Source organism: Methylobacterium sp. C1 (genome assembly GCF_001854385.1).
GTDB lineage: Bacteria > Pseudomonadota > Alphaproteobacteria > Rhizobiales > Beijerinckiaceae > Methylobacterium > Methylobacterium radiotolerans.
Window position 1 is genome coordinate 3,864,711 of the sequence record NZ_CP017640.1, and the last position, 24,624, is coordinate 3,889,334.

Annotated in this window: 23 protein-coding genes; 11 read left to right on the forward strand and 12 right to left on the reverse strand. The window is 72.3% G+C overall.

Annotation, left to right across the window (positions count from 1 at the left end; translation table 11 throughout):
- Positions 1-127: 127 nt before the first annotated feature.
- The gene (locus tag BKE41_RS17885) at positions 128-661 is read left to right on the forward strand and encodes a GcrA family cell cycle regulator (RefSeq protein ID WP_012320303.1); all 534 of its coding nucleotides are present in this window, start codon (positions 128-130) and stop codon (positions 659-661) included.
- A gap of 9 nt (positions 662-670) precedes the next feature.
- Here BKE41_RS17885 and BKE41_RS17890 read toward each other — a convergent pair whose 3' ends face one another.
- Positions 671-1,669 carry a TAXI family TRAP transporter solute-binding subunit gene (locus tag BKE41_RS17890; RefSeq protein ID WP_083374380.1) on the reverse strand — a complete coding sequence of 333 codons (999 nt, stop codon included), beginning with the start codon at positions 1,667-1,669 and terminating at the stop codon, positions 671-673.
- 229 nt (positions 1,670-1,898) lie between these two features.
- On the opposite strand from BKE41_RS17890, the gene cysK reads away from it, so the two are divergent.
- The 5 genes from cysK (at position 1,899) to BKE41_RS31685 (ending at position 4,414) form a co-directional block, all read left to right on the forward strand.
- A complete protein-coding gene (cysK, locus tag BKE41_RS17895) occupies positions 1,899-2,873 on the forward strand; it encodes a cysteine synthase A (RefSeq protein ID WP_070999936.1) in 975 nt (324 codons plus the stop codon).
- A 307-nt stretch (positions 2,874-3,180) separates the two neighbouring features.
- Positions 3,181-3,684 (forward strand): hypothetical protein, encoded by a 504-nt coding sequence (locus BKE41_RS17900; protein WP_012320306.1) that lies wholly within the window; start codon positions 3,181-3,183, stop codon positions 3,682-3,684.
- An 81-nt stretch (positions 3,685-3,765) separates the two neighbouring features.
- On the forward strand, positions 3,766-3,945 hold the full coding sequence (locus BKE41_RS17905; RefSeq protein ID WP_058606441.1) for a hypothetical protein: 180 nt from the start codon (positions 3,766-3,768) through the stop codon (positions 3,943-3,945).
- Positions 3,945-4,259, forward strand: a complete 315-nt coding sequence (locus BKE41_RS17910; RefSeq protein ID WP_012320308.1) for a hypothetical protein — start codon at positions 3,945-3,947, stop codon at positions 4,257-4,259. The genes BKE41_RS17905 and BKE41_RS17910 overlap by 1 nt, the downstream gene beginning before the upstream one ends.
- Positions 4,256-4,414, forward strand: coding sequence for a hypothetical protein (locus tag BKE41_RS31685; protein WP_164891370.1), 159 nt, complete (start codon positions 4,256-4,258; stop codon positions 4,412-4,414). Before BKE41_RS17910 ends, BKE41_RS31685 begins: the two co-directional genes overlap by 4 nt.
- Before the next feature lie 52 nt (positions 4,415-4,466).
- Here the strand turns inward: BKE41_RS31685 and BKE41_RS17915 are convergent, their stop codons facing one another.
- Both BKE41_RS17915 and typA read right to left on the reverse strand, forming a co-directional pair.
- Positions 4,467-4,700: an RAG2 PHD domain containing protein gene (locus tag BKE41_RS17915; RefSeq protein ID WP_070999937.1), complete on the reverse strand. Its 234-nt coding sequence runs from the start codon at positions 4,698-4,700 to the stop codon at positions 4,467-4,469.
- Positions 4,701-4,866: 166 nt separating this feature from the next.
- The gene (typA, locus tag BKE41_RS17920; RefSeq protein ID WP_012320311.1) at positions 4,867-6,690 is read right to left on the reverse strand and encodes a translational GTPase TypA; all 1,824 of its coding nucleotides are present in this window, start codon (positions 6,688-6,690) and stop codon (positions 4,867-4,869) included.
- A 416-nt stretch (positions 6,691-7,106) separates the two neighbouring features.
- Here typA and BKE41_RS17925 point away from each other — a divergent pair, with 416 nt between their 5' ends.
- Both BKE41_RS17925 and BKE41_RS17930 read left to right on the forward strand, forming a co-directional pair.
- Entirely contained in the window at positions 7,107-9,755 is a 2,649-nt protein-coding gene (locus BKE41_RS17925; protein WP_070999938.1) for an ABC transporter ATP-binding protein/permease, read from the forward strand.
- A 77-nt stretch (positions 9,756-9,832) separates the two neighbouring features.
- Positions 9,833-11,269: a cytochrome P450 gene (locus tag BKE41_RS17930; RefSeq protein ID WP_199825798.1), complete on the forward strand. Its 1,437-nt coding sequence runs from the start codon at positions 9,833-9,835 to the stop codon at positions 11,267-11,269.
- Here BKE41_RS17930 and BKE41_RS17935 read toward each other — a convergent pair.
- From BKE41_RS17935 to minC (BKE41_RS17955), 5 genes are all read right to left on the reverse strand, one after another.
- Positions 11,259-12,143 (reverse strand): alpha/beta hydrolase, encoded by an 885-nt coding sequence (locus tag BKE41_RS17935; protein ID WP_029358940.1) that lies wholly within the window; start codon positions 12,141-12,143, stop codon positions 11,259-11,261. The genes BKE41_RS17930 and BKE41_RS17935 overlap by 11 nt on opposite strands.
- A 162-nt stretch (positions 12,144-12,305) precedes the next feature.
- A complete protein-coding gene (gene minE, locus BKE41_RS17940; RefSeq protein WP_012320315.1) occupies positions 12,306-12,647 on the reverse strand; it encodes a cell division topological specificity factor MinE in 342 nt (113 codons plus the stop codon).
- Positions 12,644-13,459, reverse strand: a complete 816-nt coding sequence (gene minD / locus BKE41_RS17945; RefSeq protein ID WP_012320316.1) for a septum site-determining protein MinD — start codon at positions 13,457-13,459, stop codon at positions 12,644-12,646. The genes minE and minD overlap by 4 nt, the downstream gene beginning before the upstream one ends.
- A 13-nt stretch (positions 13,460-13,472) precedes the next feature.
- A complete protein-coding gene (gene minC, locus BKE41_RS17950) occupies positions 13,473-14,201 on the reverse strand; it encodes a septum site-determining protein MinC (protein WP_012320317.1) in 729 nt (242 codons plus the stop codon).
- A gap of 206 nt (positions 14,202-14,407) precedes the next feature.
- Positions 14,408-15,151, reverse strand: a complete 744-nt coding sequence (gene minC, locus BKE41_RS17955; protein WP_012320318.1) for a septum site-determining protein MinC — start codon at positions 15,149-15,151, stop codon at positions 14,408-14,410.
- Between the two features lie 137 nt (positions 15,152-15,288).
- Here minC (BKE41_RS17955) and addA point away from each other — a divergent pair, with 137 nt between their 5' ends.
- The gene (gene addA, locus BKE41_RS17960; RefSeq protein ID WP_070999939.1) at positions 15,289-18,786 is read left to right on the forward strand and encodes a double-strand break repair helicase AddA; all 3,498 of its coding nucleotides are present in this window, start codon (positions 15,289-15,291) and stop codon (positions 18,784-18,786) included.
- A gap of 223 nt (positions 18,787-19,009) precedes the next feature.
- The gene (trxA, locus tag BKE41_RS17965) at positions 19,010-19,333 is read left to right on the forward strand and encodes a thioredoxin (protein WP_010682902.1); all 324 of its coding nucleotides are present in this window, start codon (positions 19,010-19,012) and stop codon (positions 19,331-19,333) included.
- Between the two features lie 123 nt (positions 19,334-19,456).
- Here the strand turns inward: trxA and BKE41_RS17970 are convergent, their stop codons facing one another.
- The 4 genes from BKE41_RS17970 to trpA all read right to left on the reverse strand — a co-directional run bounded on the left by BKE41_RS17970 (position 19,457) and on the right by trpA (position 23,740).
- Positions 19,457-20,356, reverse strand: a complete 900-nt coding sequence (locus tag BKE41_RS17970) for a porin family protein (RefSeq protein WP_012320320.1) — start codon at positions 20,354-20,356, stop codon at positions 19,457-19,459.
- A 233-nt stretch (positions 20,357-20,589) separates the two neighbouring features.
- On the reverse strand, positions 20,590-21,915 hold the full coding sequence (locus BKE41_RS17975; RefSeq protein WP_070999940.1) for a folylpolyglutamate synthase/dihydrofolate synthase family protein: 1,326 nt from the start codon (positions 21,913-21,915) through the stop codon (positions 20,590-20,592).
- A gap of 8 nt (positions 21,916-21,923) precedes the next feature.
- Entirely contained in the window at positions 21,924-22,820 is an 897-nt protein-coding gene (gene accD, locus BKE41_RS17980) for an acetyl-CoA carboxylase, carboxyltransferase subunit beta (protein ID WP_012320322.1), read from the reverse strand.
- An 80-nt stretch (positions 22,821-22,900) separates the two neighbouring features.
- Positions 22,901-23,740 carry a tryptophan synthase subunit alpha gene (gene trpA / locus BKE41_RS17985; protein ID WP_070999941.1) on the reverse strand — a complete coding sequence of 280 codons (840 nt, stop codon included), beginning with the start codon at positions 23,738-23,740 and terminating at the stop codon, positions 22,901-22,903.
- Positions 23,741-23,938: 198 nt separating this feature from the next.
- Here trpA and BKE41_RS17990 point away from each other — a divergent pair, with 198 nt between their 5' ends.
- A complete protein-coding gene (locus BKE41_RS17990; protein WP_024829346.1) occupies positions 23,939-24,604 on the forward strand; it encodes an HAD-IA family hydrolase in 666 nt (221 codons plus the stop codon).
- The last annotated feature ends 20 nt before the right edge of the window (positions 24,605-24,624 follow it).

A 24,624-nucleotide genomic window follows, 5' to 3' on the forward strand; every position in this document is an offset into this window, starting at 1 on the left:
GGCAGCCGGTGCGCGAGGGCGCGGTCTGCGTGGCGAGAGGGCCGGCCGAGGATACGGCGCCTGTCGGCCTGGAACACACGGACGTGCCTTCGGGAACGCAGCCGAGCCGCAGGGGGCGGAGGGGATGATGGAAGCGGGTCTCGGCTGGACGGACGATCGCGTGGCGATGCTGCGTCGCCTGTGGGAAGACGGGCAGAGCGCCAGCAAGATCGCGGCGCAACTCGGCGGCGTCACCCGCAACGCCGTCATCGGCAAGGTCCACCGCCTCGGTCTGGCCGGCCGCGCCCGCGGCGGCGAGGAAACCGCCACCGCCGTCCCGCCGTCGAAGACGGTCGAGATCGAGACCGCCATCGCGGTGGTCGAGACCCAGGCGCCCGAGCCGGTCGCGATCCTGGCCCACCGTCCGGCCCCGGAATTCCCGGCGCCCGCGCCGGCCGCGGCGCCCGCGCCCGTGGCCCTCGCGGTGTCGGAGCGCGTCACCATCATGGACCTCCGGGAATCCATGTGCCGCTGGCCCCTCGGCGACCCGACGACGCCGGAATTCCGCTTCTGCGGCGCCCGGTCGATCACCGGCCTGCCGTACTGCACCCATCACGCCGAGATCGCCTACCAGCCCGCCGCCGAGCGGAAGCGTGATCGCCGCGTCGCCTCCTTCCGCTGAGCCGCGCCGTCAGCGCAGCGTCACGCCGGCTTCGCGGAGGACGCGGGCGGTCCCGGGATTGACCCGATCCGCCGTGACGAGGCCGACGAGGTTCCTCGGCCGGGCGGTGGTGAGATCGGTCCGCGCCAGCGCACTCACGACGCGGTAGGCCGTCTCCTCGTCGAGGCCGGGCCGCGCGAGCACGAAGCTCCAGGATCCGACCGTCTCGATCGGCTCCGCCTGCCCGGCGAAGCTGCCGGCCGGAACCGTGAGACGCCGCGTCGCCGCGCCGGGCTGCGCGAGGCGCGCAATGCCCGCCTCGGACGGTCCGAAGAAGCGGGCTCCGCCGGGATCCGAGGCCAGGGCGCGGAAGCCCGGCCAGTCGAGGCCGCCGCCCCACAGCGCGTCGGCGCGGCCCTCCCGCACCAGTATCGGACCGTCGGCGGCCCGGTCGAGCAGGATCGGGCTGATGTCGCGCTCGGGATCGAGCCCGGAGGCGCCGAGGGCGCTCCGGCCCATGACGGTGAGCCCGGACTTGTGCGTGCCGAGGACGACCCTGCGCCCGCGCAGATCCGCCACCGAGCGGATCGCGCTGCCGGCCGGCACCACGAACAGGCCCGGCGTCGGGTACATCGGCGCCAGAACGGTCAGGCCGCCGCCCTCGGCGAGGGCGGGATAGGCGTACTCCCCCTGCACGAGGCCGAGATCGACGCGGCCGGCGCGGAGGAGGCCGACATTCTCGGACGAGCCGCCGGTGGCACGCCGCTCGACGGTCAGGGCCGGGTCCGCGGCCGCGATCGCGCCGGCGAAGGTCTCCCCGAAGGCCGGGAAGCCGCCGCCGGGCGTCGCGGTGGCGAGCACGAGGCGGAGCGCCCCGGCGGCGCGCGCCGGCGGCGCCAGGATCAGGCCGAGGCCCGCCAGCAGAGCGGCCCGACGAGTCGGCCGAAGGGGCAGGCCCCGCCTGCCGAATGCGCCGAACGGTCCGGCAGCGCCGGCCGTGGCCGGGCAGGCTGGAGAATAGAATTCCATGAGGAAAGGGCCGCTCAATAAAGGTCTTCCACCCCGCTCCGAAAGTTCGCCCAATTCCGGAAAGAACTTTCGGTAACGGCACTTAGCCCGATTGCTCCGGCCGCGGCAACGCGATATCGCAGCCTCCCGTCCGGGCCGGTCAAGCCTCCCACGCGAGGGCGATCCCTTGGCGGGGCCGCCCCCGGGCACGACATCTGTCCGATCCGTCACCACGAGCAGGAGTTCCGCGATGGCCGATACCCTCAACGCACCGGCGAAGGTCGGCCACGGCCGTGTCTACGGCTCGATCACCGAGACCATCGGCAACACCCCTCTGGTGCGCCTGAACCGGCTGCCCAAGGAGCACGGCGTCGACGCCGAGATTCTGCTGAAGCTCGAGTTCTTCAACCCGATCGCCAGCGTGAAGGACCGCATCGGCGTCAACATGATCGATGCGCTGGAGGCCTCCGGCAAGCTCCAGCCTGGCGGCACGCTGGTCGAGCCGACCTCGGGCAACACCGGCATCGCCCTCGCCTTCACGGCGGCAGCCCGCGGCTACCGGCTCATCCTGGTGATGCCCGAGACGATGTCGCTGGAGCGGCGCAAGATGCTCGCCTTCCTGGGCGCGGAGCTGGCGCTCACGCCGGGCGCGCAGGGCATGAAGGGCGCGATCGCCAAGGCCGAGGAGCTGCTGAAGGAGATCCCGGGCTCGGTCATGCCGCAGCAGTTCTCGAACCCGGCCAACCCGGAGATCCACCGCAAGACCACCGCCGAGGAGATCTGGAGCGACACGGGCGGCCAGCTCGACGCGTTCGTGGCCGGCGTCGGCACCGGCGGCACGGTGACGGGCGTCGGCGAGGTGCTGAAGCCGCGCCTGCCGAACCTCAAGGTCTTCGCGGTGGAGCCCGAGGATTCCCCGGTGATCTCCGGCGGCCAGCCCGGCCCGCACAAGATCCAGGGCATCGGCGCCGGGTTCATCCCCGACAACCTGCACACCAACATCCTCGACGGCGTCCTGAAGGTCACCAACCAGGCGGCGTTCGAGACATCCCGGGCGCTCGCCCGTCTGGAGGGCATCCCGGGCGGCATCTCCACCGGTGGCAACGTCGCGGCGGCGCTGGAGCTGGCCAAGCGCCCCGAGTTCCAGGGCAAGCGGATCGTGACCGTCGCCTGCTCGTTCGCCGAGCGCTACATCTCGTCCGCCCTCTTCGACGGGATCGGCTGAGGCCGGCAGCGGGGCGGCCTTCGGGCCGCTCCCCTCCCGTCGGCCACCCGGTCCGCGCGGACACGGATCCGCGCGGCCCTCGCCCGAGTGGCCACCAATACAGTCGACGCGACGAGGCCGAATTTTCGTTCATTCGACCGCCCGATCGCGCCCTTGCAGGCCAGAAGATCGATCTTCTGAACAATAACCACAGCAGAACAGTCGATTTGATCTGCCGTCGCCGAGACAATCGCCCCGGCCCACCGCATCTGGACGCAGCAGGATCTTTCCGTTAACGCCGACCGGCGAACGGACAATGCTTCTTCCCATGCGCAGCCTTCTGATTCTCGTGTTTGGCCTCTGGGCTCAGGCGGCGATGGCCCTGGGCTTCGCGGTCCACGACCTCACCGGGCTGGCCGAAACCGCCAGAGCGGCGCTCGGGCCTCGGGCCACGGCGCAGGTGGAGGCGCAGCATCTCAACCTGAACTGCGCCGCCTGCACGGGCGCCCCGTCGATCGAGATGCGGATCGGGCGCCTCGCCGACGGAACCGAGGCCCGGGTCCGCTCCGGCCAGACGACCCTCGCGGCGCTCGAGGCGATCTGCGTGAAGCGCAATCCGGATTGCCGCCTCTCGGGTCTGGCCGCCGGCCCGGCGGTCGGCTGGATGAGCGTGTACGCGCTGGACAGCGGCGCGGGCGCCACCGCGGTCATCCTGCGGGACGGGGATCTCCTGACGATCGAGGCCCGGGCGTCGGATCGCGGGGCGGCGGAGGATTCGGCGCGGCATCTCATGCACGCCGTCCTGTCCCGGATCGTCGGCCCGGAGACCTGAACCGCGCGCCGTCGGTCACCCGGTCCGCGCAACCCTCCCCCGCCGCCTCCGTTGTCTCCCGAAGACGCAGAGAGGCGAGCCATGACAGAACAGACCGGACGGCCGTCGCGGGAGGACCCCGACGCTGGGGCGACCACCGACACCGAGACGCCGCGCGAGAAGCTCGGGCAGATGGAGGACGAGGCGCGGTCCGGCACCGATCTCGGTGAGGCGATCGACCGCGCCACCGCCGCCATCGGCCAGGACGACGGGAAGCGCTGATGGTCAGGCCGACGAGCGAATCCGGAACGGTCACCCGCAAGCCCGACGACAAGGTCGGGTCGCGCGGGAGCCCGCCCGCCGGGGGCGGCCATCAGACCTCCGATCAGGCGGCGATCACCGACATGGGCTCCGGCGAGACGCCGCGGCCCGAACCCAAGGAGGGCTGGGGCGCGGCCGGCGAGCCCGGCCGCGCGCCGCCGGCGATCGGCGGCTCCTCAGGGGGGCATTCGGACCAGAAGGCCTCGCGGGGTCCGGCCGCCGACACGAAGGTCGCGGGCGGGCACTACCGGGCGGAGCGAGAGAACCGGGAATGAGCGAGCCTCGAGAGACCGGCGCGCAGCCGGACGCGCCGAAGAACGTCGCCCCCGACGCGGTCAAGGACCCGAACGAGAAGACGGAGGGCAAGCCCGGACAGGGTACGCCCTCTGGCGGGACCCAGAACGACGAGACCGATCCCGGCAGCAGCTGACGCGACAGGCCCGAGCGGCGCCGCGGCGAGGTACGCCGCGGCGTCCCGGGGTTCAGGAGAGCCGGAAGGCGATCGGCCCGGAGGCCAGCAGCACCTCGCCGGGACGGCAGCCAGTCTCGACGCAGGCGTAGCGGATCGCGTCCTGGCGGCTGCGGAAGATGCCTCCGGCGCGCCCACCGGTCTCGACCGCGACCCAATGCCCCTCGCCGTCCTGACCGACGAGGTATGAGGGTGGCGCGGAGGCGGCCTGGGCGAGCGACGGAAGCGGGTTCAACGCGACGGGCATCGGTGTCACGGGGTTCACGCGGGCCTCTCGGGTCCGCCGCACCGAGGTATCGCCCCCGGCATAAGGGTTCGATAGGCCCGAGAGCGGCCCGGAATAAGGGCCGCATCAGCAACCGGGCCTGAGCGCCCGGTTGCCTGTCGTACACGATCGGCGACGGTTGACCGCTTCAGGCGGCGTTCTCCTTCGACCGCTCGGCCCGCTTGCGGTCGTTCGGGTCGAGGATCGCCTTGCGCAGGCGGATCGACTTCGGCGTCACCTCGACGAGCTCGTCGTCCTGGATCCAGGCCAGCGAGCGCTCCAGGGTCATCCGGATCGGCGGCGTGAGGCGCACTGCCTCGTCCTTCGACGTGGTGCGGATGTTGGTGAGCTTCTTGCCCTTGAGCACGTTCACCTCGAGATCGTTCTCGCGGTTGTGCTCGCCGACGATCATGCCCTGGTACACCTTCCAGCCGGGCTCGATCATCATCGGGCCGCGGTCCTCCAGGTTCCACATGGCGTAGGCCACGGCCTCGCCCTGGTCGTTGGAGATCAGCACGCCGTTGCGCCGGCCCGGCATCTCGCCCTTGTAGGGCTCGTAGGCCTTGAACAGCCGGTTCATGATCGCGGTGCCGCGGGTGTCGGTCAGCAGCTCGCCCTGGTAGCCGATCAGGCCGCGGGTCGGGGCGTGGAACACGAGGCGCAGGCGGTTACCGCCCGAGGGCCGCATCTCCAGCATCTCGGCCTTCCGCTCGGACATCTTCTGCACGACGACGCCGGAATGCTCCTCGTCGACGTCGATGACGACCTCCTCGATCGGCTCCAGAAGTCCGCCGTTCTCGTCGCGCTCGTACACGACGCGGGGCCGCGACACGGCGATCTCGAAACCCTCGCGGCGCATGGTCTCGATCAGGATCGAGAGCTGCAGCTCGCCGCGGCCCGAGACGTAGAAGCTGTCCTTGTCGGCGGCCTCCTCGATCTTGAGCGTGACGTTGCCCTCGGCCTCCTTGAACAGGCGGTCGCGGATCATGCGGCTCGTGACCTTGTCGCCCTCGGTGCCGGCGAGCGGGCTGTCGTTGACGATGAACGACATCGTCACGGTCGGCGGGTCGATCGGCTGCGCCTGGATCGGGGTCTCGACCTGCGGGTCGCAGAACGTGTCGGCCACGGTGCCCTTCATCAGGCCGGCGATCGACACGATGTCGCCCGCCTCGCCCACATCGATCGGGGCGCGCTCGAGGCCGCGGAAGGCGAGGATCTTCGACACGCGGCCGGTCTCGACGACCTTGCCGTGACGGTCGAGGACCTTGATCGACTGGTTGGGCTTCACCGAGCCCGCGGCGATGCGGCCGGTGATGATGCGGCCGAGGAACGGGTTGGCCTCCAGCAGGGTGCCGAGCATCCGGAACGGCCCCTCCTCGGTGCGGGCCGGCGGCACGTGCTTGAGCACGAGGTCGAACAGCGGGGTGAGGCCGACCGACGGGTCCGCGTCCGGGCTGTCGGCCATCCAGCCGTTGCGGCCCGACCCGTAGAGGATCGGGAAGTCGAGCTGCTCGTCGGTGGCGTCGAGGGCGGCGAACAGGTCGAAGACCTCGTTCACGACCTCGTTGATGCGGGCGTCCGGACGGTCGACCTTGTTGATCGCCACGATCGGGCGCAGGCCGATCTTGAGCGCCTTGCCGACCACGAACTTCGTCTGGGGCATCGGCCCCTCGGCGGCGTCCACCAGCACGATCACGCCGTCGACCATCGACAGGATGCGCTCGACCTCGCCGCCGAAATCGGCGTGGCCGGGAGTGTCGACGATGTTGACGCGGGTGTCCTTCCAGACGACCGAGGTCGCCTTGGCGAGGATCGTGATGCCGCGCTCCTTCTCGAGGTCGTTCGAGTCCATCGCCCGCTCCTCGACCCGCTGATTCTCGCGGAAGGTGCCGGACTGGGCCAGCAGCTTGTCGACGAGGGTCGTCTTGCCGTGGTCGACGTGAGCGATGATGGCGATGTTGCGCAGATTCATGGCGGCCCGAAACGGGTTGTGCCGGCTCCCTGGCGGCCGCGCGGCGCGGCCGTCCGCGCCGGTTCAGGTACGGAGTCGTGGTGGTTGCGTCGCAATATAAGGACGCGCGCGGTTGGGCAAGGCCGCTGAGGTCATGGGGGCGTCGCGTGGCGGGGATTGCTGGGGGCAGTTCCGAAGGTGGCACCGGCGCGGGGCCGCGGCCTGGCCGCCGCTGCAGGGCTGATCTGCGCGCTCTCTCCCGCACCGCCTGCCCTATATGACGGCACGATGACGCCGTGATCGGCGCGAAGCCGTCCGTATCGGGTTGTATTGGATGAAACCGGATCCCTCGGGTAGCGTATCGACCAGGATCAGGTGCCCGGCTGCGGCGATTCGGCCCTCGGGCTGCCGGGGCGGGCTTTCCTCGGAAGGACACGATGCGCGCGCTTGAGCCGCGGCTGTTCCCGTACATCTGGCGCTACTCGAAGGGCGCGCAGCTCAGGATCTGCGCCGTCGTGCTCGCGTCGCTCCCGTTCTACTTCGCCTCGCTCGACCTGCCGAAGCGCATCGTCAACGACGCGATCACCGGGAAGGCCTACGCGCACGGCGAGGCGACCGCGCCGTTCCTCGAGCTCACGGTCGAGTGGCCCGCCTTCCTGGGCGGCGGCAAGACCCACCTGTTCGAGGGGTTCCAGCTCGACCGGTTCGAGCTGCTGCTGAGCCTGTCGACCCTGTTCCTCAGCCTCGTCCTGATCAACGGCGCCTTCAAGTTCTGGATCAACCTGCAGAAGGGCATCCTCGGCGAGCGGATGCTGCGCCGCCTGCGCTTCCAGCTGTTCTCGCTGATGCTGCGCTTCTCGCCGGAGACGCAGCGGGAGGTGAAATCCTCCGAGACGGCGACGATCATCCGGGACGAGGTCGAGCCGATCGGCTCCTTCATCGGCGACGCGATCGTGGTGCCGGTCTTCCTGGGCACGCAGGCCGCGACGGCGCTGGCCTTCATCATGATGCAGAACATGTGGCTCGGCATCGCGGCCGGCGGCATGGTCGCCGTGCAGATGATCGTGATCCCGCGGCTGCGGCGGGAGATCATCCGCCTCAGCCGCCAGCGCCAGATCGCGTCCCGCGCCCTCGCCGGCCGCGTCGCCGAGGTGCTGGACGGCCTGCAGGCGGTGCTGCTCAACGACACCGGCCGCTGGGAGCGGGCGGAGATCGGCGGCCGCCTCTACCGGCTCTACGACCTGCGGCTGCGGATCTACCGCCGCAAGTTCGCGGTGAAGTACCTCAACAACCTGCTCGCGCAGGTGACGCCGTTCCTGTTCTACGCGATCGGCGGCTACTTCGCCCTGAAGGGGCAGCTCGACATCGGCCAGCTCGTGGCGGTCCTGGCCGCCTATCGCGACCTGCCGCCGCCCCTCAAGGAGCTGATCGACTGGGACCAGCAGCGCCTCGACGTCGAGGTCAAGTACGAGACCGTGGCGGCGCATTTCGGTCCGCAGCGCCTTGTGCCGGCGGAGCACGAATCCGAGCGCGCGGCGCCCCGCCTCGGCAGCCCGCTGCGCCTCGAGGGCCTGCAGCTGCGCGATCCGCAGGGCGGCTCCGTGATCGAGGTCGGGGACGCGGAGGTGCGTCTGCCGGGGCGGATCGCCCTGGTCCCGCCCGGACCGATCGCGCAGGAATTCGTCAGGGTCCTGGCCGGGTTGCAGTCGCCGCCCGGGGGAACGATCCGGATCGGGGAGCACGACCTCTCCACCCTGCCGCGCCGGCACCACGCGCGCCGCATCGCCTATGCGGGCGTCCAGCCCGTGCTGTTCCCTGGGACGCTACGCGACAACATCCTCTACGGGCTGCGCGTGCACCCGCTGCGCACCAACAGCCTCGATCTCAGCAAAACGCGGATCAACGAGGCGGTGAAGACCGGCAATCCCTGCGACAGCGTCGAGGACCCCTGGATCGACTTCGAGCGCCTCGGCGTCCGGGATGCCGGGGAGCTCGACGAGCGCCTGCTCGACCTGCTCGGCCGGCTCGATCTCGGCGACGAACTCTACCGGTTCGGGCTCGGCGCCCTGAGTTCGGTGGCCCATGACACGCCGGTGGGCCAGCGCATGATCGCGGCGCGGGAGCACCTGCGCGAGCACTTCGCCCAGAAGGGCCTCGCCGACTTGGTGATCCCGTTCGCCCGAGGCCGCTACAACGAGCAGGCCACCGTCGGAGAGAACCTGCTGTTCGGCGTCCCCCGCGACCCGACGCTGACGGAACCGCGCCGTCTGGCCGGCGTCACGCTGTTCCGCGAAGCGCTGGACAAGGTGAAGCTCCTCGACGAGCTGGACCGGATGGGCGTGGCTATCGCCAGCAACCTCAAGGACATTTTCGCCGACGTGCCGCCGGGCCACCCGCTGTTCCGGCGGTTCTCGCTGATCACCCCGGACGCGCTGCCGGACTACCTGCGCCGGCTCGCGCGCCTGCCCGACGCGGGGCGCCTGAGCGAGGCCGACAGCGTGGCCTTCCTGGCCCTGGCCCTGGCCTATGTCGAGCCGCGGATGCGCTTCGGCCTGCTCGACGAGACCTTGGCCAAGCGGATCGTCGGCGCGCGGGCCGTCGTGCAGGGCTTCATGCACGGCGACGACGGGTGCGACGTCGAATCCTACGACCCGAACCGGATCAACCCGCGCAGCACGGTGCTCGACAATCTGCTCTTCGGCCGCATCGACACGGCGCGGATGCATGGCGAGGCGCTGATTCAGCGGGAGGCCCGCGCGGTGTTCCGCGAATTCGACCTGGAGCGGCCGATCCAGCGGCGCGGCCTCGAGAAGGAGGTCGGCAACCGCGGGCAGCTGCTCCCCGAGCGCGTCCGGGTCCGGGTCGGTCTCGCACGGGCGATCCTGCGCGACCCGGAGATCCTCGTGATCGACCGGGTGGACGAGCATCTGGAGCGGGGCGTCGACACCCTGCTCGACGTGACCGAGACCACCCTGCCCCGGGCCAGCCTCGTGGCGAGCCTGTCGCCGGAATCGGATCCGGCCCGGTTCCCCGCGCGCCTGCCGGTCCAGAGCGCCGAGACGCGCCTGCGCACGGCGGCCGAATGACGTGAGCGTGACCGGTGCGCGCGGGGCGCGGGCGGCGGTTTACAGGGCCGCCCGTCTCCGGCACAGGATGGCACCCCATGCCAACATTCTCGGACGCCACCGCGACCCCGGACCGGACGATCCCGAGCCTCGCCGGGATGCCGCGCGTGGTGCCGCCGCACCGCGCCCCGCCGGAGCGCGAGCTGCCGCTGGCCGCCTACCTGCGCTCGATCCGCGACAACGCGCTGGCGGGCTTCCCCCAGCGCGCCTTCGAGGAGCCGGTCACTCGCCGGGGCCTGCTCGGACGGTCGAGTTTCGTGCTGAACGACCCCGAGGCGATCCGCCGGGTCCTGGTCGAGAACCAGGCGAACTACGCCCGCACTACCGGGACGACCCGCATCCTGCGCCCGATCCTCGGCGACGGGCTCCTGATCAGTGAGGGCTCGGCGTGGCGGCACCAGCGGCGGACCCTGGCGCCGGCCTTCACGCCGCGGGCGATCGACGGGCTGGTGCCCCATATCGCCGCCGCCGTGACCGACGGGATGGAGCGGATCGCCGCCGAGGCCGCGGCGGGGCCGGTCGACCTGTTCACGTCCTTCTACCGACTCGCCCTCGAGATCGCCGGGCGCGCCATGTTCTCGGTGGGCATGGACGAGCACGGCGCCGAGCTGCGCCAGTTCATCGCCGAGTATGCCGAGCGGATGGGGCGGCCGCACCTCCTCGACATCGTGATCCCCCCGGGCTGGCCGGTGCCCCTCGACTGGTCGCGCGGCCGGTTCCGGCGCCGGTGGATCCCGTTCCTCGACCGGATCATCGCGGCGCGCCGGGCGGCGGAGCGGGACCGGTCCCGGTCGGGCGATCTCCTCGACCTGCTCGCGGCCGCGCGCAATCCGGACACGGGCGCGGCCTTCACGCCCGACGAGCTGCGCGACCAAGTCGCCACCATGATCCTGGCAGGCCACGAGACCACGGCCGGCACGCTGTTCTGGGCGGCCTACCTGCTCGCCCTCGCGCCGGAGGTCCAGGAGCGGGTCGCCGCCGAGGCGCGGGCCGCCGACCTGACCGATCCGACCGGATGCCAGAGCGACGGGCGGCTGCCACTGACCCGCGCGGTGATCGACGAGACCCTGCGCCTGTACCCGGCGGCCTTCGTGGTCGTCCGGCGTGCGCTCGGCCCGGACAACGTGGCGGGCCACGCCGTCAAGGCGAGCGACATCGTCATGGTGAGCCCCTGGGTACTCCACCGCCACCGCGCGCTCTGGACGGATCCGGACGCGTTCGATCCGGGCCGCTTCCTGCCCGGCGCGCCCGCGCCGCGGCGCTTCGCCTACCTGCCGTTCGGGGCCGGTCCGCGTGTGTGCATCGGCGCGCAGTTCGCCCTGAGCGAGGCCGTCCTGTCCCTGGCGCGGGTGCTGCAGCGGTTCCGGCTGGTGCTCGACGAGCGCGAGCCGGTGCTGCCCCAGGCGGTCGTCACGACCCAGCCGGACCGGCCGGCCCGGTTCCGACTGATCCCCCGCGAGCCGCTCAGCCCCTGATCCCGGTGATCGTCGCCGAGGTCGCGCGGGGATCGCGCATCGGCCAGCGGCCGCTCTCCACCTGCGCCAGGAAGTCGTCGAGGAGCCGGTTGTAGGCGTCGGGCTCCTCGACCGAGAGGGCGTGGCCGGTATTGGGCAGCATGGCGAGGGCCGCGGAGGGGATGACCCGCTTGAGCATCAGGCTCGGGGCGAGGCAGGGCCAGTCCTCGTCGCCGGCGACGATCAGGGTCGGGACGGTCATGCGGCCGAGCTCATCCGTGAGGTCGTAGAGCGACGGCCGCCCCTTCTGCACGCCGGCCTGGGTGTTGGCCGAGCCGAGGGCCGAGTGCTCGGCGAGCATCCGCTTGAACTCGGCGTGCCCGCGCGGGTCCTTGGTCTCGAACTGCACCCGCGTCGGCCCGACGGCGTAGCGCTCCGCGAAGGCCGCCATGCCGTCGCGGCGCAGCATCTCGGCGGTGGCGTCCGCCTCGGCGCGGAACAGGGCCTGCCGCTCGGGCTCCGCGCCGTAGCCGCAGCCGCCGAGGCAGAGCGACAGCGCGCGGTCAGGGTGCCGCAGGCCGAAATGCAGGGTCGCGAAGGCGCCCATCGAGATGCCGGCGACGTGGGCCTTCGGCGCGCCGAGATGATCGAGGATGGCCAGGATGTCGTCGGCGGCGCGCGCCTGCGCGTAGGCCGAGACGGCCTCCGGCACGTCGGAGGGCGGGTAGCCCCGGGCATTGAACGCGACCGCGCGGTAGCGGCGGCCGAAATGGCGCAGCTGGGCCTCGTAGCTGCGATGGTCGCCGGCGAATTCGTGGACGAAGATCAGCGGCGTCCCCTCGCCGCTCTCCTCGTAATGGAGCCGTATCCCGTCGTCCGTCGTGGCGCTCGGCATGTCGATCCTCTCACCGACCACCCCCCAGGACTCCGAGATGGCGCGACGGGGCACCCGGTCGAGAGCCGAGGCCGGACTTCGTGGCGGGCACGACGAAGCCGCACCCGGCGGACCGGGCGCGGCTCGAGTCTTCCGTGCCGGCGGGGACGGTCCCCGCCCGGCTCAAGCGGCCTTCTTGGAGGAGGCCGGCTTGGCGCCCCCCTTGTTGGCGGCGACCTCCGCGAGCTTCGCGGCCAGCTTGGCGTCGAGCTTGCCCGAGGCGCCGAGCGGCAGCTCGATGTCGAGGCCGAGGGTCGAGACACCCTCGCCGCGCTCCAGGGTGACCTTCACCTTGTCGGGCTCCACCGCGACATGGTTGGCGATCACCGCCAGGATTTCCTCCCGGAGCTGGATCACGAGGTCGGGGCGACCCGACTCCGCGCGCTCGTGGGCGAGGATCAGCTGCAGGCGGTCGCGGGCGACCGCGCCGGAGCTGCGCTTCTGGAACAGTCCCAGGATGCTCACGCCGCCCTCCGCATGAACAGCTTGTCGAGGAAGGACTTGCGCTCGACCGGCAGACTCATCGGGACCGATTCGCCCTTGAGCCGGCGGGCCGCGTCGGCGTAGGCCCGCGCCGGGGCGCAGAGCGGGTTGTTCAGCGTGACCGGGCAGCCGAGGTTCGAGGCGCGCAGCACCTCCTGGCTCTCCGGGATGATCGCGAGCAGCGGGATCGACAGGATGTCGAGCACGTCCTCGGTCTTGAGCATGTCGCCGCGGTCGGCCCGCATCGGGTCGTAGCGGGTGAGGATCAGGTGCTTCTCCATGTCCTCGCCCTTCTCCGCCTTGGCGGTCTTGGAATCGAGGAGGCCGATGATCCGGTCGGAGTCGCGCACCGAGGAGACCTCGGGGTTGGTCACGACCACCGCCACGTCGGCGTGGTGCATGGCGAGCTGGGCGCCGCGCTCGATGCCGGCGGGGGAGTCGCAGATGACCCAGTCGAACTTCTCGCGCAGCTCTTCCATCACCCGGGCGACGCCCGCGTCGGTGAGCGCGTCCTTGTCGCGGGTCTGCGAGGCCGGCAGGAGGTGCAGGGTCTCGAGCCGCTTGTCCTTGATGAGGGCCTGCGGCAGCTTGGCGTCGCCGTTGACCACGTTGATGAGGTCGTAGACGACCCGGCGCTCGGCACCCATGACGAGGTCGAGGTTGCGCAGGCCGACGTCGAAGTCGACGACGCACACGCTCTGACCACCCTGGGCCAGGGCCGCTCCGAGGGCCGCGGTCGTCGTCGTCTTGCCGACGCCGCCCTTGCCCGATGTGACGACGAGAACCTTTGCCACGCGTCGATCTCCCTTAATCCAGGCTTGCCATTCGGATGTTGCCGCCATCGAGCCAGACCTGGGCGGCCTTGCCGCGCAGGGCCGTGCCCATGTCCTCCGCCGTCCGCACGAGGCGGTCGATCCCCAGCAACTCGGGCTCGAATTTGCGGCAGTAGATTCGTGCGCGCGGGTTGCGCGCGGCTCCGGCGATCGCGCGACCGCGCAGGGCGCCGTAGACGTGGATGGAGCCGCCGGCCAGGATCTCGGCCCCGGAGGAGACCGACCCCATCACGGTGACGTCGCCGGTCGGGTTGATGACGCTCTGGCCGGAGCGGACCGAGCCCTCGACGGTGATCGAGGTGACCACCTGCGGCTCCGGCTCGGCCGGGACGCTCGGGATCTCGACCTTCTCGGACGGGTGCCCCTTGACCAGCAGCGGCGGCAGACCGTCCGCGACCGCGTCGGCACCCTCGATGCCCAGGACCGCGATGCCGCGGGCCTTGAGCTCGTTCATGAGCGTCTCGAGCGCGTCCGGCTCGGGCTTGAGCTGGGCGCAGTCCAGGATGACGGCCCGGCCTTTCAGCAGGGTCGGCGAGCGCTTGAGCGCCGCGTCGAGTCCCGCGAGCCACTCCGGAAGCGGCGGCTCGGGGCAGAGGGCCAGGGCCTTGAAGGCCCGTCCGCGCAGGCTGAGCGGCCGGGGCGCGGAAGGAGCCGCCGCGCGGGCGGTCTCCGGATCGATCGGCTCGGGGAGGGTGTCGCTCATGTCCGCCCGTTAAGAGTCCTTACCGGACCATTGACGGCGGGTATGGTTACCGAAGGGTTAAGTTTCTGATCCGGTCGGCAAATTCTGCCGGGATCCTGGTATCGGGGCAGCGGAGGACGGTTTCACAGCCCCATCGCGGCTCTCGCGAGGGGAGCACCACCTGTCCGAGCGCGCCGCGGAGACGGGAGGGGCCGTCGGGAAGCTTCTCACCCCCGCTCGAACAGGTTGAGCTTGATCGCGTCTTCCAGCAGCCGCACCTCCACGGCCTGTCCCCGGAAGGCCGGGTCGAGGTCGTCGGCGGCGCGGTAGAGGCCGTCGATCGCCACCAGCTCCGGCTCGAACCGCCGGCACCAGATCCGCGCCGTCGGGTTCCCGGCCGCGCCGGCGATCGCGCGACCGCGCAGGGCGCCGTAGACGTGGATGGAGCCCCCCGCGATCACCTCGGCACCCGACGCCACGGCGCCAAGCACCGTGACGTCGCCCTCGAGATGCAGCACGGTCTGGCCGGAGCGCACGGGCGCGTCGAGGATCAGCGAGCGGGCCGTCTCCTTGGCCTGCGGCTCGGCCGGCGCCGGCGCGTCCGCGGCCGACTCGTCCGGGGCGGCGACCTCCCCGGCAGGCCGCCCGCCCGACAGGGCCGGCGGGGTTCCGGAATCCAGCAGCGACGGCGCCGCGCCCTCGATCCCGAGGACCGCGATGTTGCGGGCGGCCAGCTCGGCGAGCAGACCGTCGAGATCCTCCCGGTTGAGCCGCAATCCGGACAGGTCGAGGATCACCGGCCGGCCGGCGAAGAAGTTCGGCGCGCGGCGGTTGAGGGCGTCGAGGTCGCCGAACCAGTCGGCCACCGGGGGTATCGGCGCCAGGACGGTGGCCATGAAGGAGCGGCCGCGGAAGCGGATCGGCGGGCGCGCCGGCTCGGATGTCGGCTGGGTCACGGGCGTGTTCGGCATGCGCGGGAGGGATCGTCTGCATCCATGGGACGGCGCCGCGCCGGGAGCAATCCCGCAAGGCCCGGTGTGACGCCTTGGCCGGTCCGCGGGCGCGTTTCTGTTGTAGAGAGAGCCGGCAGCCGAGCCGGACCGGACCGTTGAGCAGCGCCACCTCGCACGCCCCCGCCCCCTTCGTCGTCGATGACCTGACCCGCGCCAACCAGCGTCGGGCCGCCGACCCGCGCGCCTCGGCCTGGGTCTCGGCCAATGCCGGCGCGGGCAAGACCAAGGTCCTCACCGACCGGGTGGTCCGGCTGCTCCTCGACGAGGCGCCGCCCGGCCGGATCCTCTGCCTGACCTTCACCAAGGCCGCGGCGGCCAATATGGCGATCCGCGTCTTCCGGCTCCTCGGTCGCTGGGTGACGCTGGACGACGAGACCCTCGCCGCCGAACTCGCCGAACTCACCGGCGAGCGCGCCGGGCCCGAGCGCCTGCGGCTGGCGCGCCGCCTCTTCGCCCGGGCGGTCGAGACGCCGGGCGGCCTCAAGATCGAGACGCTGCACGCCCTGTGCGAGCGGCTGCTTCACATGTTCCCCTTCGAGGCGAACGTGCCGGCCCGCTTCGTGGTGCTCGACGAGGCCAAGGCCCGGGAACTGTTCGACATCGAGATGGCCAACGTCCTGGCCGACGCCGTCGCGAACGGCGACACGCCGCTGAGCGCCGCCCTCGCGCGGGTCACGCCGGAAGCCACGGGCGACACCCTGCGGGCGGCGATCCGGGCGGCCATGCGGGCGCGGAGCTTCATCGGCGACGCCGCCGGCCTGGAGCGGGCCTTCGGTCGGCTGCACGGGGCGCTGGGGTTGGCGGCCGAGGAATCCGCCGAGCGGATCGAGGCCGCGATCCTCGAGGGCGGTCCCGGGTGCCGTCCGGAGGAGCGCGCCGCGCTGGTCGCGGCGCTCCGCACCGGCAAGGCCAACGACGAGAAGCTCGCCGACGCCCTGGAGGCCGCCGAGGCCGAGCGGGTGCGCGCGGCGGACCTTCCCGAACGGGCCGAGGCGCTCGCCCTCTACCGGTCGGTGTTCTTCACCCAGAAGGACGAGCCCAAGGCCGACAGCAGCCTCGGGACCAAGGGCGTGCCGGCCGGCGCCAAGGCGGCGCTGCTCGCCGAGCGGGACCGGCTGGAGCCGCTGTTCGACCGCCTGCGCGCCGCCCGGGCCCATGCCCGCACGCAGGCGCTGTTCCAGATCGCCGCCGAGATCCACCGCCGCGTCGAGGCGCAGAAGGCGCGCCTCGGCGCCCTCGACTTCGACGACCTGATCCACAAGGCGCTGGACCTGCTCGGGCGCGTCGGTGCCGGCTGGGTCCTGTACAAGCTCGACCGCGGGATCGACCACGTCCTCGTCGACGAGGCGCAGGACACGAACCCGGAGCAGTGGGCGATCCTGCGGGCGATCACGCAGGAATTCGCCGCCGGCGAGGGCGCGCGGATCGGCAGCCGGACGCGCTTCGCGGTGGGCGATCCCAAGCAGTCGATCTACGGCTTCCAGGGCGCGGAGCCGCGGGAATTCGCCCTGACCCGCGCGTCCTGGATCGCGGAATCGCGCTCGGCCGGCCTGACCTTCGAGGACGTGCCGCTCACCCTGTCGTTCCGCTCGACCGGCCTCGTCCTGCGCGCCGTCGACGCGGTCTTCGCTCTCGACGCGCACAACGAGGGGCTCTCGTTCGAGGACACGGTGCGCACGACCGTGCATGCCAGTGCCCGGCCGGGCGCGCCCGGCGCGGTGGAGCTGTGGCCGATCGCCGAGCCGGAGCCGGCCGCGGAGCCGGATGCCTGGACCGCCCCCGTCGACGCGCCGGAGACCAGCGCTCCCGCGATCATTACCGCCCGCCGGGTGGCGCAGGCGGTGCGCGCCTGGACCACCACGGGGGACGCGACCGGCCGGATCTGGCGCCCCGGGGACGTCCTGATCCTGGTCCGGAAGCGCGGGCCCGCCTTCGAGGAGGTGATCCGCGCCCTGAAGGGCATCGGCGTCCCGGTCGCCGGGCAGGACCGGCTCGAGGTCTCCGCGCACATCGCCGTGGCCGACCTGGTCGCCGCCGGCCGGGCGGGGCTCCTGCCGGCCGACGACCTGACCCTCGCGACCGCCCTCAAGACGCCGCTCGTTGGCCTCACCGACGACGACCTGGTGCGGATCGCGGCCCGCCGCGACCTCGCCGAGACCCTGGAGGATGCGCTGCACCGCCACGCCGAAGCGGGCGACGCGGCCGCGCGGCGCGGGCTCGAGGCCCTGTCGGGCTGGATCGCGCTGGCGGGGCTCCACGGCCCGTTCGGCTTCTACGCCCGGCTCCTCGGGCCGCAGGGCGGCCGGGCCAAGCTGGTGGCCCGCCTCGGCGGCGAGGCCGGGGACGCCATCGACGTGTTCCTCGCCGCCGCCGCCCAGGCCGAGACCGGCGAGGACGCCCCGTCGCTGGGCGGCTTCCTCGCCCGCTACGTCGGGGCCGAGGCCGGGCACACGGTCAAGCGCGACCTCGAATCGGGCCGCGACGAGGTCCGGGTCATGACGGTCCACGGCGCCAAGGGCCTGGAGGCGCCGGTCGTGGTGATCCTCGACGGGTGCGAGCCCCTCGGCCGCAACGACCCGCCCCTGCTCCCGCTCCCGGCGACGGAGATCGCCCTGCCGCCGGTCTGGTCGGGGGGGCGGACCCAGGACTGCGCCGCCACCGACGCGGCGCGCGCGGCCCTGCTCGCCAAGGCGCGGCAGGAGCACAACCGCCTGCTCTACGTCGCCATGACCCGGGCGGCCGACCGGCTGATCGTGGCGCCCTTCCGCGGCCACGAGCGCGAGACCGAGGCGGCGTGGTGCCGGATGATCCACGCGGGCCTCGAGGCGGCGCTCGGCGCCGGCCGCTCGCTGGAACTCCCCTACGGCCCCGCGACCCTCTGGCAGGACGGCGCCCCGGCGGGTCCCGCTCCCGCCGCGGCGGCGCCCGCGTCCGGGCCGGAGGCCGAGCTCGAGCCGGACTGGCTGCGCGGGCCGGTCCCGCCGGAGCCGGCCTTCGAGGCCCTGAACCCGTCCGGCGCCTTGCAGGCGGCGGACGGCGCGCGCGTGCCGCCGCCGCGTCTCGCCGACGCGCAGGCCCGCCGCCGGGGAATCCTGACCCACGCCCTGCTGCAGCACCTGCCCCGGGTCGAGCCCGCCCGCCGGGAGACGGCCGGGCGCGCCTTCGTGCGGGCCCGGGCGCCCGGGCTGCCGCGCGCGGCCGCGCCCGCGATCGTCCGGTCGGTCCTCCGGATCGTCGACGCCCCGGAGCTGGCGCCGCTCTTCGCGCCGGACGCCCGCGCGGAGGTGGCGCTCTCGGGGCGGGTCCGGGCCGGCGGTACGGACCGGGTGGTTCAGGGTCGCGTCGACCGCCTCGCCGTGACGGCGGACGCGGTGCACCTCGCCGACTTCAAGACCGGCCGCCCGCCCGAGCCCGGCGCGCCGCTGCCGGCCGCGGAGGCCGGCCAGATCGCCCTCTACGCGCGCCTCCTCGCGCAGATCTATCCGGGCCGGACGATCCGCCCGCTCCTCGTCTGGACCTCGGGCCCCGTGATCCGGACCCTGGACCCCGACGACGTCGCGGCGGCCCTGGACCGGATCGGCATCGAAGCGTGACGCGTCGCCCCCGGCCGGGCGCCCGGGGGCGGCCCGCATGCGCCAGCGCACATCGCGGCGCGCCCGTGTGTCGACAGGGCGCCCCGTCCCGGCCGCCGGAGCCCGCCCCCGGGGACCGGACTTCTTGACCGCGCGCCGGGCCGTCGCCAATTCTGACGGGACCGCGCGGGCCTCTGCCCGTTCGACGCCGCCCGACGGGCGGCGGATTCCGAAAGGTGACGTTATGGCGACGGTGAAAGTAACCGACGCGAGCTTCGAGCAGGACGTTCTCAAGTCCGCCGAGCCCGTCGTGGTGGATTTCTGGGCGGAGTGGTGCGGCCCGTGCCGTCAGATCGGCCCGGCCCTCGAGGAGATCGCGACCGACCTGCAGGGCAAGGTGAAGATCGCCAAGGTCAACGTCGACGAGAACCCGCAGATCGCCGCCCAGTACGGCATCCGCTCGATCCCGACGCTGCTGCTCTTCAAGAACGGCGAGCGGGTGGACCAGAAGGTCGGCGCCGCCCCGAAGGGCGACCTGTCGCGCTGGATCGGCGCCCAGACTGCCTGAAGCGCCTTCGAGGCCCTGAACGACGAAAAGAAAGCCCGGCCGCGAGGCCGGGCTTTCTCGGTTTCGAGCCCAAGATTGTTCTTGAGGGATCCCGGAGCGAAGTCCGGGATCCCGCGTCCGGTCTCAGTACGAGCCGAACTTGTAGTTCAGGCCGGCGCGGACGACGGCGAAGGCGTTCTCGTTCCGGCTGGCGCCGGCGAGCGAGTACACCGGCACCAGGCCGACCGGGGAGATCGCGGCGCCGACCAGCGGCGCCTGGGCGCGGCCGTTGTTGTTGTCGAGGTTCACGTACAGGCCTTCCACCTTCAGCGTCACGGCCGAGGAGCGGAAGAAGTTCAGGAACGAGTCGGTGGGCAGGGCGTACTCGACACCGCCGCCGACGGTCCAGCCGGTCTTGAAGTCGTTCCGGCGGCCGGCGAAGTTCTGCAGGCCGACGCGAGCGCCGTCATCCGTGCCGGTGGCGTAGGCGAAACCACCCGTGGCGTACACGAGGGTCCGGTCGAAGGCGTAACCGAGACGACCGCGGACAGTGCCGAAGAAGTCGATGGTGTTGAGCGTGCCGTTGACCGGGATGAAGCCCGGGTTGATCGCCGCGGCGTTCGTGGCGAAGCGGGCGCGACGGCCGAAGTCGAGGTACTGGGCGTCAGCCTCGAAGCCGATCACGGCGCCGGAGCCCGGGGTCAGCTGCCAGTTGTAGCCGATCTGGCCACCGCCCGAGAAACCTTCGCGGCTGTCGTTGCTGTAGATCAGCGACGAGCCGTTCGGCAGCAGGGCCTGGTAGGGGACGAGACCGCCCGGCACCAGAGCGACCGGGTTGCCGGGCGTCTGGACGAAGCCGCGGGTGGAGTTGCTGCTGGCGTCGAACGCGTAGCCGGCGTTGATACCGAAGTAGGCACCGGTCCAGGTGAACACCGGAACGGGGGTGAACACCGGCGGCGGCGCGGCGCGGCGCGGCAGATCGGCGGCCGAAGCGGCAGCCGTGAGCGCGGTGAACGCCGCGAGAGAGGTGAGAAGCTTCTTCATTACTGTGATCCCCAGCATAAGCCCGATCGAGGGGGAAATTATGCGATCGGGCCCCGCGAGGATGTAGCTTAGCTGCCACAGCGGGAGGAAAGCGTGGCCGTGGGCGGGTCTCCATCCGGGCGATTGCGGCGATTCGACGGATTTTCGAATGCAGAATCCGAATTGCACAGGTGTCCGGCGTGCCGGCCACTAGATACAGCCGGCGCACGGGGAGTCGCCAGACTGGAGACGACTCAGACCGGCGGCGTGTCGTTGGCGGCGAGAACCATGCCGGCCAAGTAGAGCGATCCGCAGATCAGGATCCGCGGAGGGCGCTCGAAGGCGATGTCCCGCACCAGGGCGAGGGCCGCCTCGATGCTCGGTGCCGCGTAGGTCGAGAGGCCGACCTCCTCGCCGATCCGCGCGACCTCCTCGGCCGGGCGCGCGGCCATCGTTCCGGTGATCGGAACGGCCACAAGGGCCCGGGCCAGACCCACGAAGTTGCGCAGGAAGCCGTCGGCGTCCTTCGTGCCGAGCAGGCCGACCACGAGGACGAGCGGCACGTCGCTCTTCTCGCCGAGATCCGCCATGGCGGCGGCGAGGATCCGGCCGCCGTCGATGTTGTGGCCGCCGTCGAGCCAGAGCTCGGTGCCGGGATCGAGCTGGGCGGCCAGTCGGCCGCGCCCGAGACGCTGCAGCCGGCCGGGCCACTCGACCTCGGTCAGCCCCCGCTCCAGGGCCGCCGTCCCGATATCGCCGAACCCGGCGGCGCGCAGCGCGGTGATCGCCGTTCCGGCGTTGACCAGCTGATGGCGCCCGGCGAGGCGCGGCCGCGGGAGGTCGAACAGGTCGGTCTCGTCCTGGTAGACGAGCCGGCCGCGCTCCTCGTGCACGGAGAAGTCCTGATTACCGACCAGCACGGGCCCGGCACCGACGGCTTCCGCGCGCCGGCAGAGGACGGCGTCGGCCTCGGCGTAGTCCTGGGCGGCGATCACCGCCGGGCAGCCGCGCTTGAAGATCCCGGCCTTCTCGGTCGCGACCGACTCGACCGTGTCGCCGAGATACTCGGCATGGTCGCGGCCGATCGGCGTCACCACCGCGCAGGCCGGCCGGTCGATCACGTTGGTGGCGTCGAGCCGGCCGCCGAGGCCGACTTCCAGGAGCAGCACGTCGGCGGGGCTCTCCGAGAAGAGCAGGAACGCCGCGGCCGTGGTGATCTCGAACATCGTGATCGGCTCGCCGGCATTGGCGCCCTCACAGCGCGCGAAGGCGTCGGCCAGACGGTCCTCGTCCACGAAGTGCCCGCCGCCGATCCCGCCGATGCGCATCCGCTCGTGGAATCGCACGAGGTGCGGGGAGGTGTAGACGTGGGCGGCCAGGCCGCCGGCCTCCAGGATCGACCGCATGAACGCGATGGTCGAGCCCTTGCCGTTGGTGCCGGCCACGTGGATCACGGGCGGCAGGCGGCGCTCCGGATGGTTCAGCCGCGCGAGCAGCCGCTCGATGCGGCCGAGCGATAGGTCGATGGTGCGGGGGTGGAGCGCCAGGAAGCGCGCCATCAGGGCGTCGGACGAGGCCATCGCCGGGCTCAGGCCGCCTCGGAGGCCGCGGCCGGTGCGCCGGCCTGGGACACGTTGGTCAGGAGACTGCAGAGACGCGCGATCGTCTCCTTGAGCTGGTGCCGGTGGACCACCTGATCGACCATGCCGTGCTCGCGCAGGTACTCCGCCCGCTGGAAGCCGTCCGGCAGCTTCTCCCGGATCGTCTGCTCGATCACCCGCGGTCCCGCGAAGCAGATCAGGGCACCCGGCTCGGCGAGGTGGACGTCGCCCAGCATCGCGTAGGAGGCGGTGACGCCGCCGGTGGTCGGGTTCGTCAACACCACGATGTAGGGGAGCCGCGCCGCGTTGAGCCGGCGCACCGCCACGGTGGTCCGCGGCATCTGCATCAGGGAGAGGATGCCCTCCTGCATCCGCGCGCCGCCGGAGGCCGCGAACAGCACGTAGGGCGTGCGCTTCTCCAGAGCCGTCTCGGCGCCGCGCACGAAGGCCTCGCCCGCCGCCATGCCCAGCGACCCGGCCATGAAGCCGAATTCCTGCGCGGCCAGCGTCATCGGCAGGCCGCCGACCCGGCCGAAGCCGATCTTGAACGCGTCCTGCAGGCCGGTCTTGGCCCGGGCCTCCTTGAGCCGGTCGACGTAGCGCTTCTCGTCGCGGAACTTCAGCGGGTCGGGGGCGACTTCGGGCAGGGCCACGTCGATCCAGGTACCCTCGTCGAACATCATCTTCAGGCGCGCCTGGGCGCCCATCTTCAGGTGATGCTCGGAGCCGGGGATCACCCAGTGATTGGCCTCCACCTCCTTGTGAAAGACCATCTGCCCCGTGTCCGGGCACTTGACCCAGAGGTTCTCGGGCGTCTCGCGCTTGAACAAGGTCTTGATCCGGGGGCGCACCACCTCCGAGATCCAGTTCATCGGTTCGACCATCGACTCGCGTCCGTCCGCTTCAAGCCCGCGCAGATATCAGGTGCGGCGCGCGCCGCCGCCAGGGGTGCCCGGCCCGCCCGTCAGGCGGCCCGCCCGACGCCCGCCGACCGCACGCCCGCGGCGAGTTCGCGCACCAGCTCGGTCACCGCCCCGACGCTTCCGGCCTGCGGCCGGCCCTCGCCGTCGAGGGAGCGCACCAGGGCGTCCACCAGCGCGGAGCCGACCACGACGCCGTCGGCGCCCTTGGCGATCGCCGCGGCGTGCGCGCCGGTCTTGACGCCGAAGCCCACGACGACGGGCAGGTCTGTGTGGCGGCGGATGCGGGCGACCGCCTCGGAGACCTTGCCGAAATCCGGTGTCGCCGTCCCGGTGATGCCGGTGATCGACACGTAGTAGACGAAGCCCGCCGTGTTCGCGAGGACGGCCGGCAGACGCCGCTCGTCGGTCGTCGGCGTGGCGAGGCGGATGAAGGCGAGGCCCTTGCCGAGGGCCGGCAGGCACAGCTCGGCATCCTCCTCGGGCGGGAGATCGACGACGATCAGCCCGTCGATGCCGGCCGCCACCGCGTCGTCGAGGAAGCGGTCGACGCCGTAGGTGTGGATCGGGTTGTAGTAGCCCATCAGCACGACGGGCGTGGTGTCGTTGCCGGCGCGGAAGCGGCGCACGAGGTCGAGGGTGCCCGACACAGTCTGGCCCGCCTTGAGCGCCCGCAGGCCGGCGGCCTGGATCGCCGGGCCGTCCGCCATCGGGTCGGTGAACGGCAGGCCGAATTCCAGGATGTCGGCGCCGGCGCCCGGCAGCGCCTTCAGGACCTCCAGAGAGGTCTCGGGATCGGGATCGCCGGACATCACGTAGGTGACGAGGACGGACCGGTTCTCCGCGCGGGCGCGGGCGAAGGTGGCGTCGATGCGGCTCGGCATGGTCGGTCGATATTCGCTTCTGCAGGGCCGCCGACGGCCCGGGGTTGCACCCGCGCTACACCAAAGGCATCGGCCCGTGAAGCGGGCGGGCCCGCGGCGACCCCGGGCGAAGGCGTCCCGGAGGCCCGGCCGCCCGCGAGACGCGGCCATGCGCGCGGGCCGGTTGCCGGGACGGCGGCGCCGGCCTAGCCCTCGCCCATGCCCGAGTCAGCCCTCCCGTCGCGCCCCCTGGCGGCGCTCCTGTTCGACATGGACGGGACGATCATCAGCTCGATCGCCTCCGCGGAGCGGATCTGGTCGCGCTGGGCCGAGGCGCACGGCCTCGACGCGGCGTCCTTCCTGCCGACGATCCACGGCGTGCAGTCGGTCGAGACCATCCGGCGGCTGAACCTGCCGGGCGTCGATCCCGTGGCCGAGGCCGCCGCGATCACCGAGGCCGAGATGGCGGATGTCGACGACATCGTGGCCATCCCGGGGGCGCGGGCCTTCCTGGAGGCGCTGCCGCGCCACCGCTGGGCGATCGTCACCTCGGCGCCCCGGCGGCTGGCGGAGCGCCGCCTCGCGGCGGCCGGCATGCCGGTCCCCGACCTTCTCGTGGCCGCCGAGGACGTAGCGCGGGGCAAGCCCGCGCCGGACTGCTTCCTGCTGGCGGCCGGACGCCTCGGCGTCGCGGCGGCGGATTGCCTCGTGTTCGAGGACGCCCCGGCCGGCATCCGTGCGGCCGAGGCCGCGGATGCGGCCGTCGTGGTCGTCACCGCCACCCATCACGAGCCGGTGAGGACCAATCATCCCACGATTGCCGACTACACCGGGCTGCGCGTCGCGGCCGCGGCGGAGGGGATCCGGGTGACACGGACCGCCTGAGCCTTTCCATCCCGGCCGCG

Coding starts and splice junctions, on each gene's coding strand:
- BKE41_RS17885 (WP_012320303.1), top strand. CDS start 128: ATGGAAGCGGGTCTCGGCTGGACGGACGATCGCGTGGCGATGCTGCGT.
- BKE41_RS17890 (WP_083374380.1), bottom strand. CDS start 1,669: ATGGAATTCTATTCTCCAGCCTGCCCGGCCACGGCCGGCGCTGCCGGA.
- cysK (WP_070999936.1), top strand. CDS start 1,899: ATGGCCGATACCCTCAACGCACCGGCGAAGGTCGGCCACGGCCGTGTC.
- BKE41_RS17900 (WP_012320306.1), top strand. CDS start 3,181: ATGCGCAGCCTTCTGATTCTCGTGTTTGGCCTCTGGGCTCAGGCGGCG.
- BKE41_RS17905 (WP_058606441.1), top strand. CDS start 3,766: ATGACAGAACAGACCGGACGGCCGTCGCGGGAGGACCCCGACGCTGGG.
- BKE41_RS17910 (WP_012320308.1), top strand. CDS start 3,945: ATGGTCAGGCCGACGAGCGAATCCGGAACGGTCACCCGCAAGCCCGAC.
- BKE41_RS31685 (WP_164891370.1), top strand. CDS start 4,256: ATGAGCGAGCCTCGAGAGACCGGCGCGCAGCCGGACGCGCCGAAGAAC.
- BKE41_RS17915 (WP_070999937.1), bottom strand. CDS start 4,700: ATGCCCGTCGCGTTGAACCCGCTTCCGTCGCTCGCCCAGGCCGCCTCC.
- typA (WP_012320311.1), bottom strand. CDS start 6,690: ATGAATCTGCGCAACATCGCCATCATCGCTCACGTCGACCACGGCAAG.
- BKE41_RS17925 (WP_070999938.1), top strand. CDS start 7,107: ATGCGCGCGCTTGAGCCGCGGCTGTTCCCGTACATCTGGCGCTACTCG.
- BKE41_RS17930 (WP_199825798.1), top strand. CDS start 9,833: ATGCCAACATTCTCGGACGCCACCGCGACCCCGGACCGGACGATCCCG.
- BKE41_RS17935 (WP_029358940.1), bottom strand. CDS start 12,143: ATGCCGAGCGCCACGACGGACGACGGGATACGGCTCCATTACGAGGAG.
- minC (WP_012320317.1), bottom strand. CDS start 14,201: ATGAGCGACACCCTCCCCGAGCCGATCGATCCGGAGACCGCCCGCGCG.
- minC (WP_012320318.1), bottom strand. CDS start 15,151: ATGCCGAACACGCCCGTGACCCAGCCGACATCCGAGCCGGCGCGCCCG.
- trxA (WP_010682902.1), top strand. CDS start 19,010: ATGGCGACGGTGAAAGTAACCGACGCGAGCTTCGAGCAGGACGTTCTC.
- BKE41_RS17970 (WP_012320320.1), bottom strand. CDS start 20,356: ATGAAGAAGCTTCTCACCTCTCTCGCGGCGTTCACCGCGCTCACGGCT.
- BKE41_RS17975 (WP_070999940.1), bottom strand. CDS start 21,915: ATGGCCTCGTCCGACGCCCTGATGGCGCGCTTCCTGGCGCTCCACCCC.
- accD (WP_012320322.1), bottom strand. CDS start 22,820: ATGGTCGAACCGATGAACTGGATCTCGGAGGTGGTGCGCCCCCGGATC.
- trpA (WP_070999941.1), bottom strand. CDS start 23,740: ATGCCGAGCCGCATCGACGCCACCTTCGCCCGCGCCCGCGCGGAGAAC.
- BKE41_RS17990 (WP_024829346.1), top strand. CDS start 23,939: ATGCCCGAGTCAGCCCTCCCGTCGCGCCCCCTGGCGGCGCTCCTGTTC.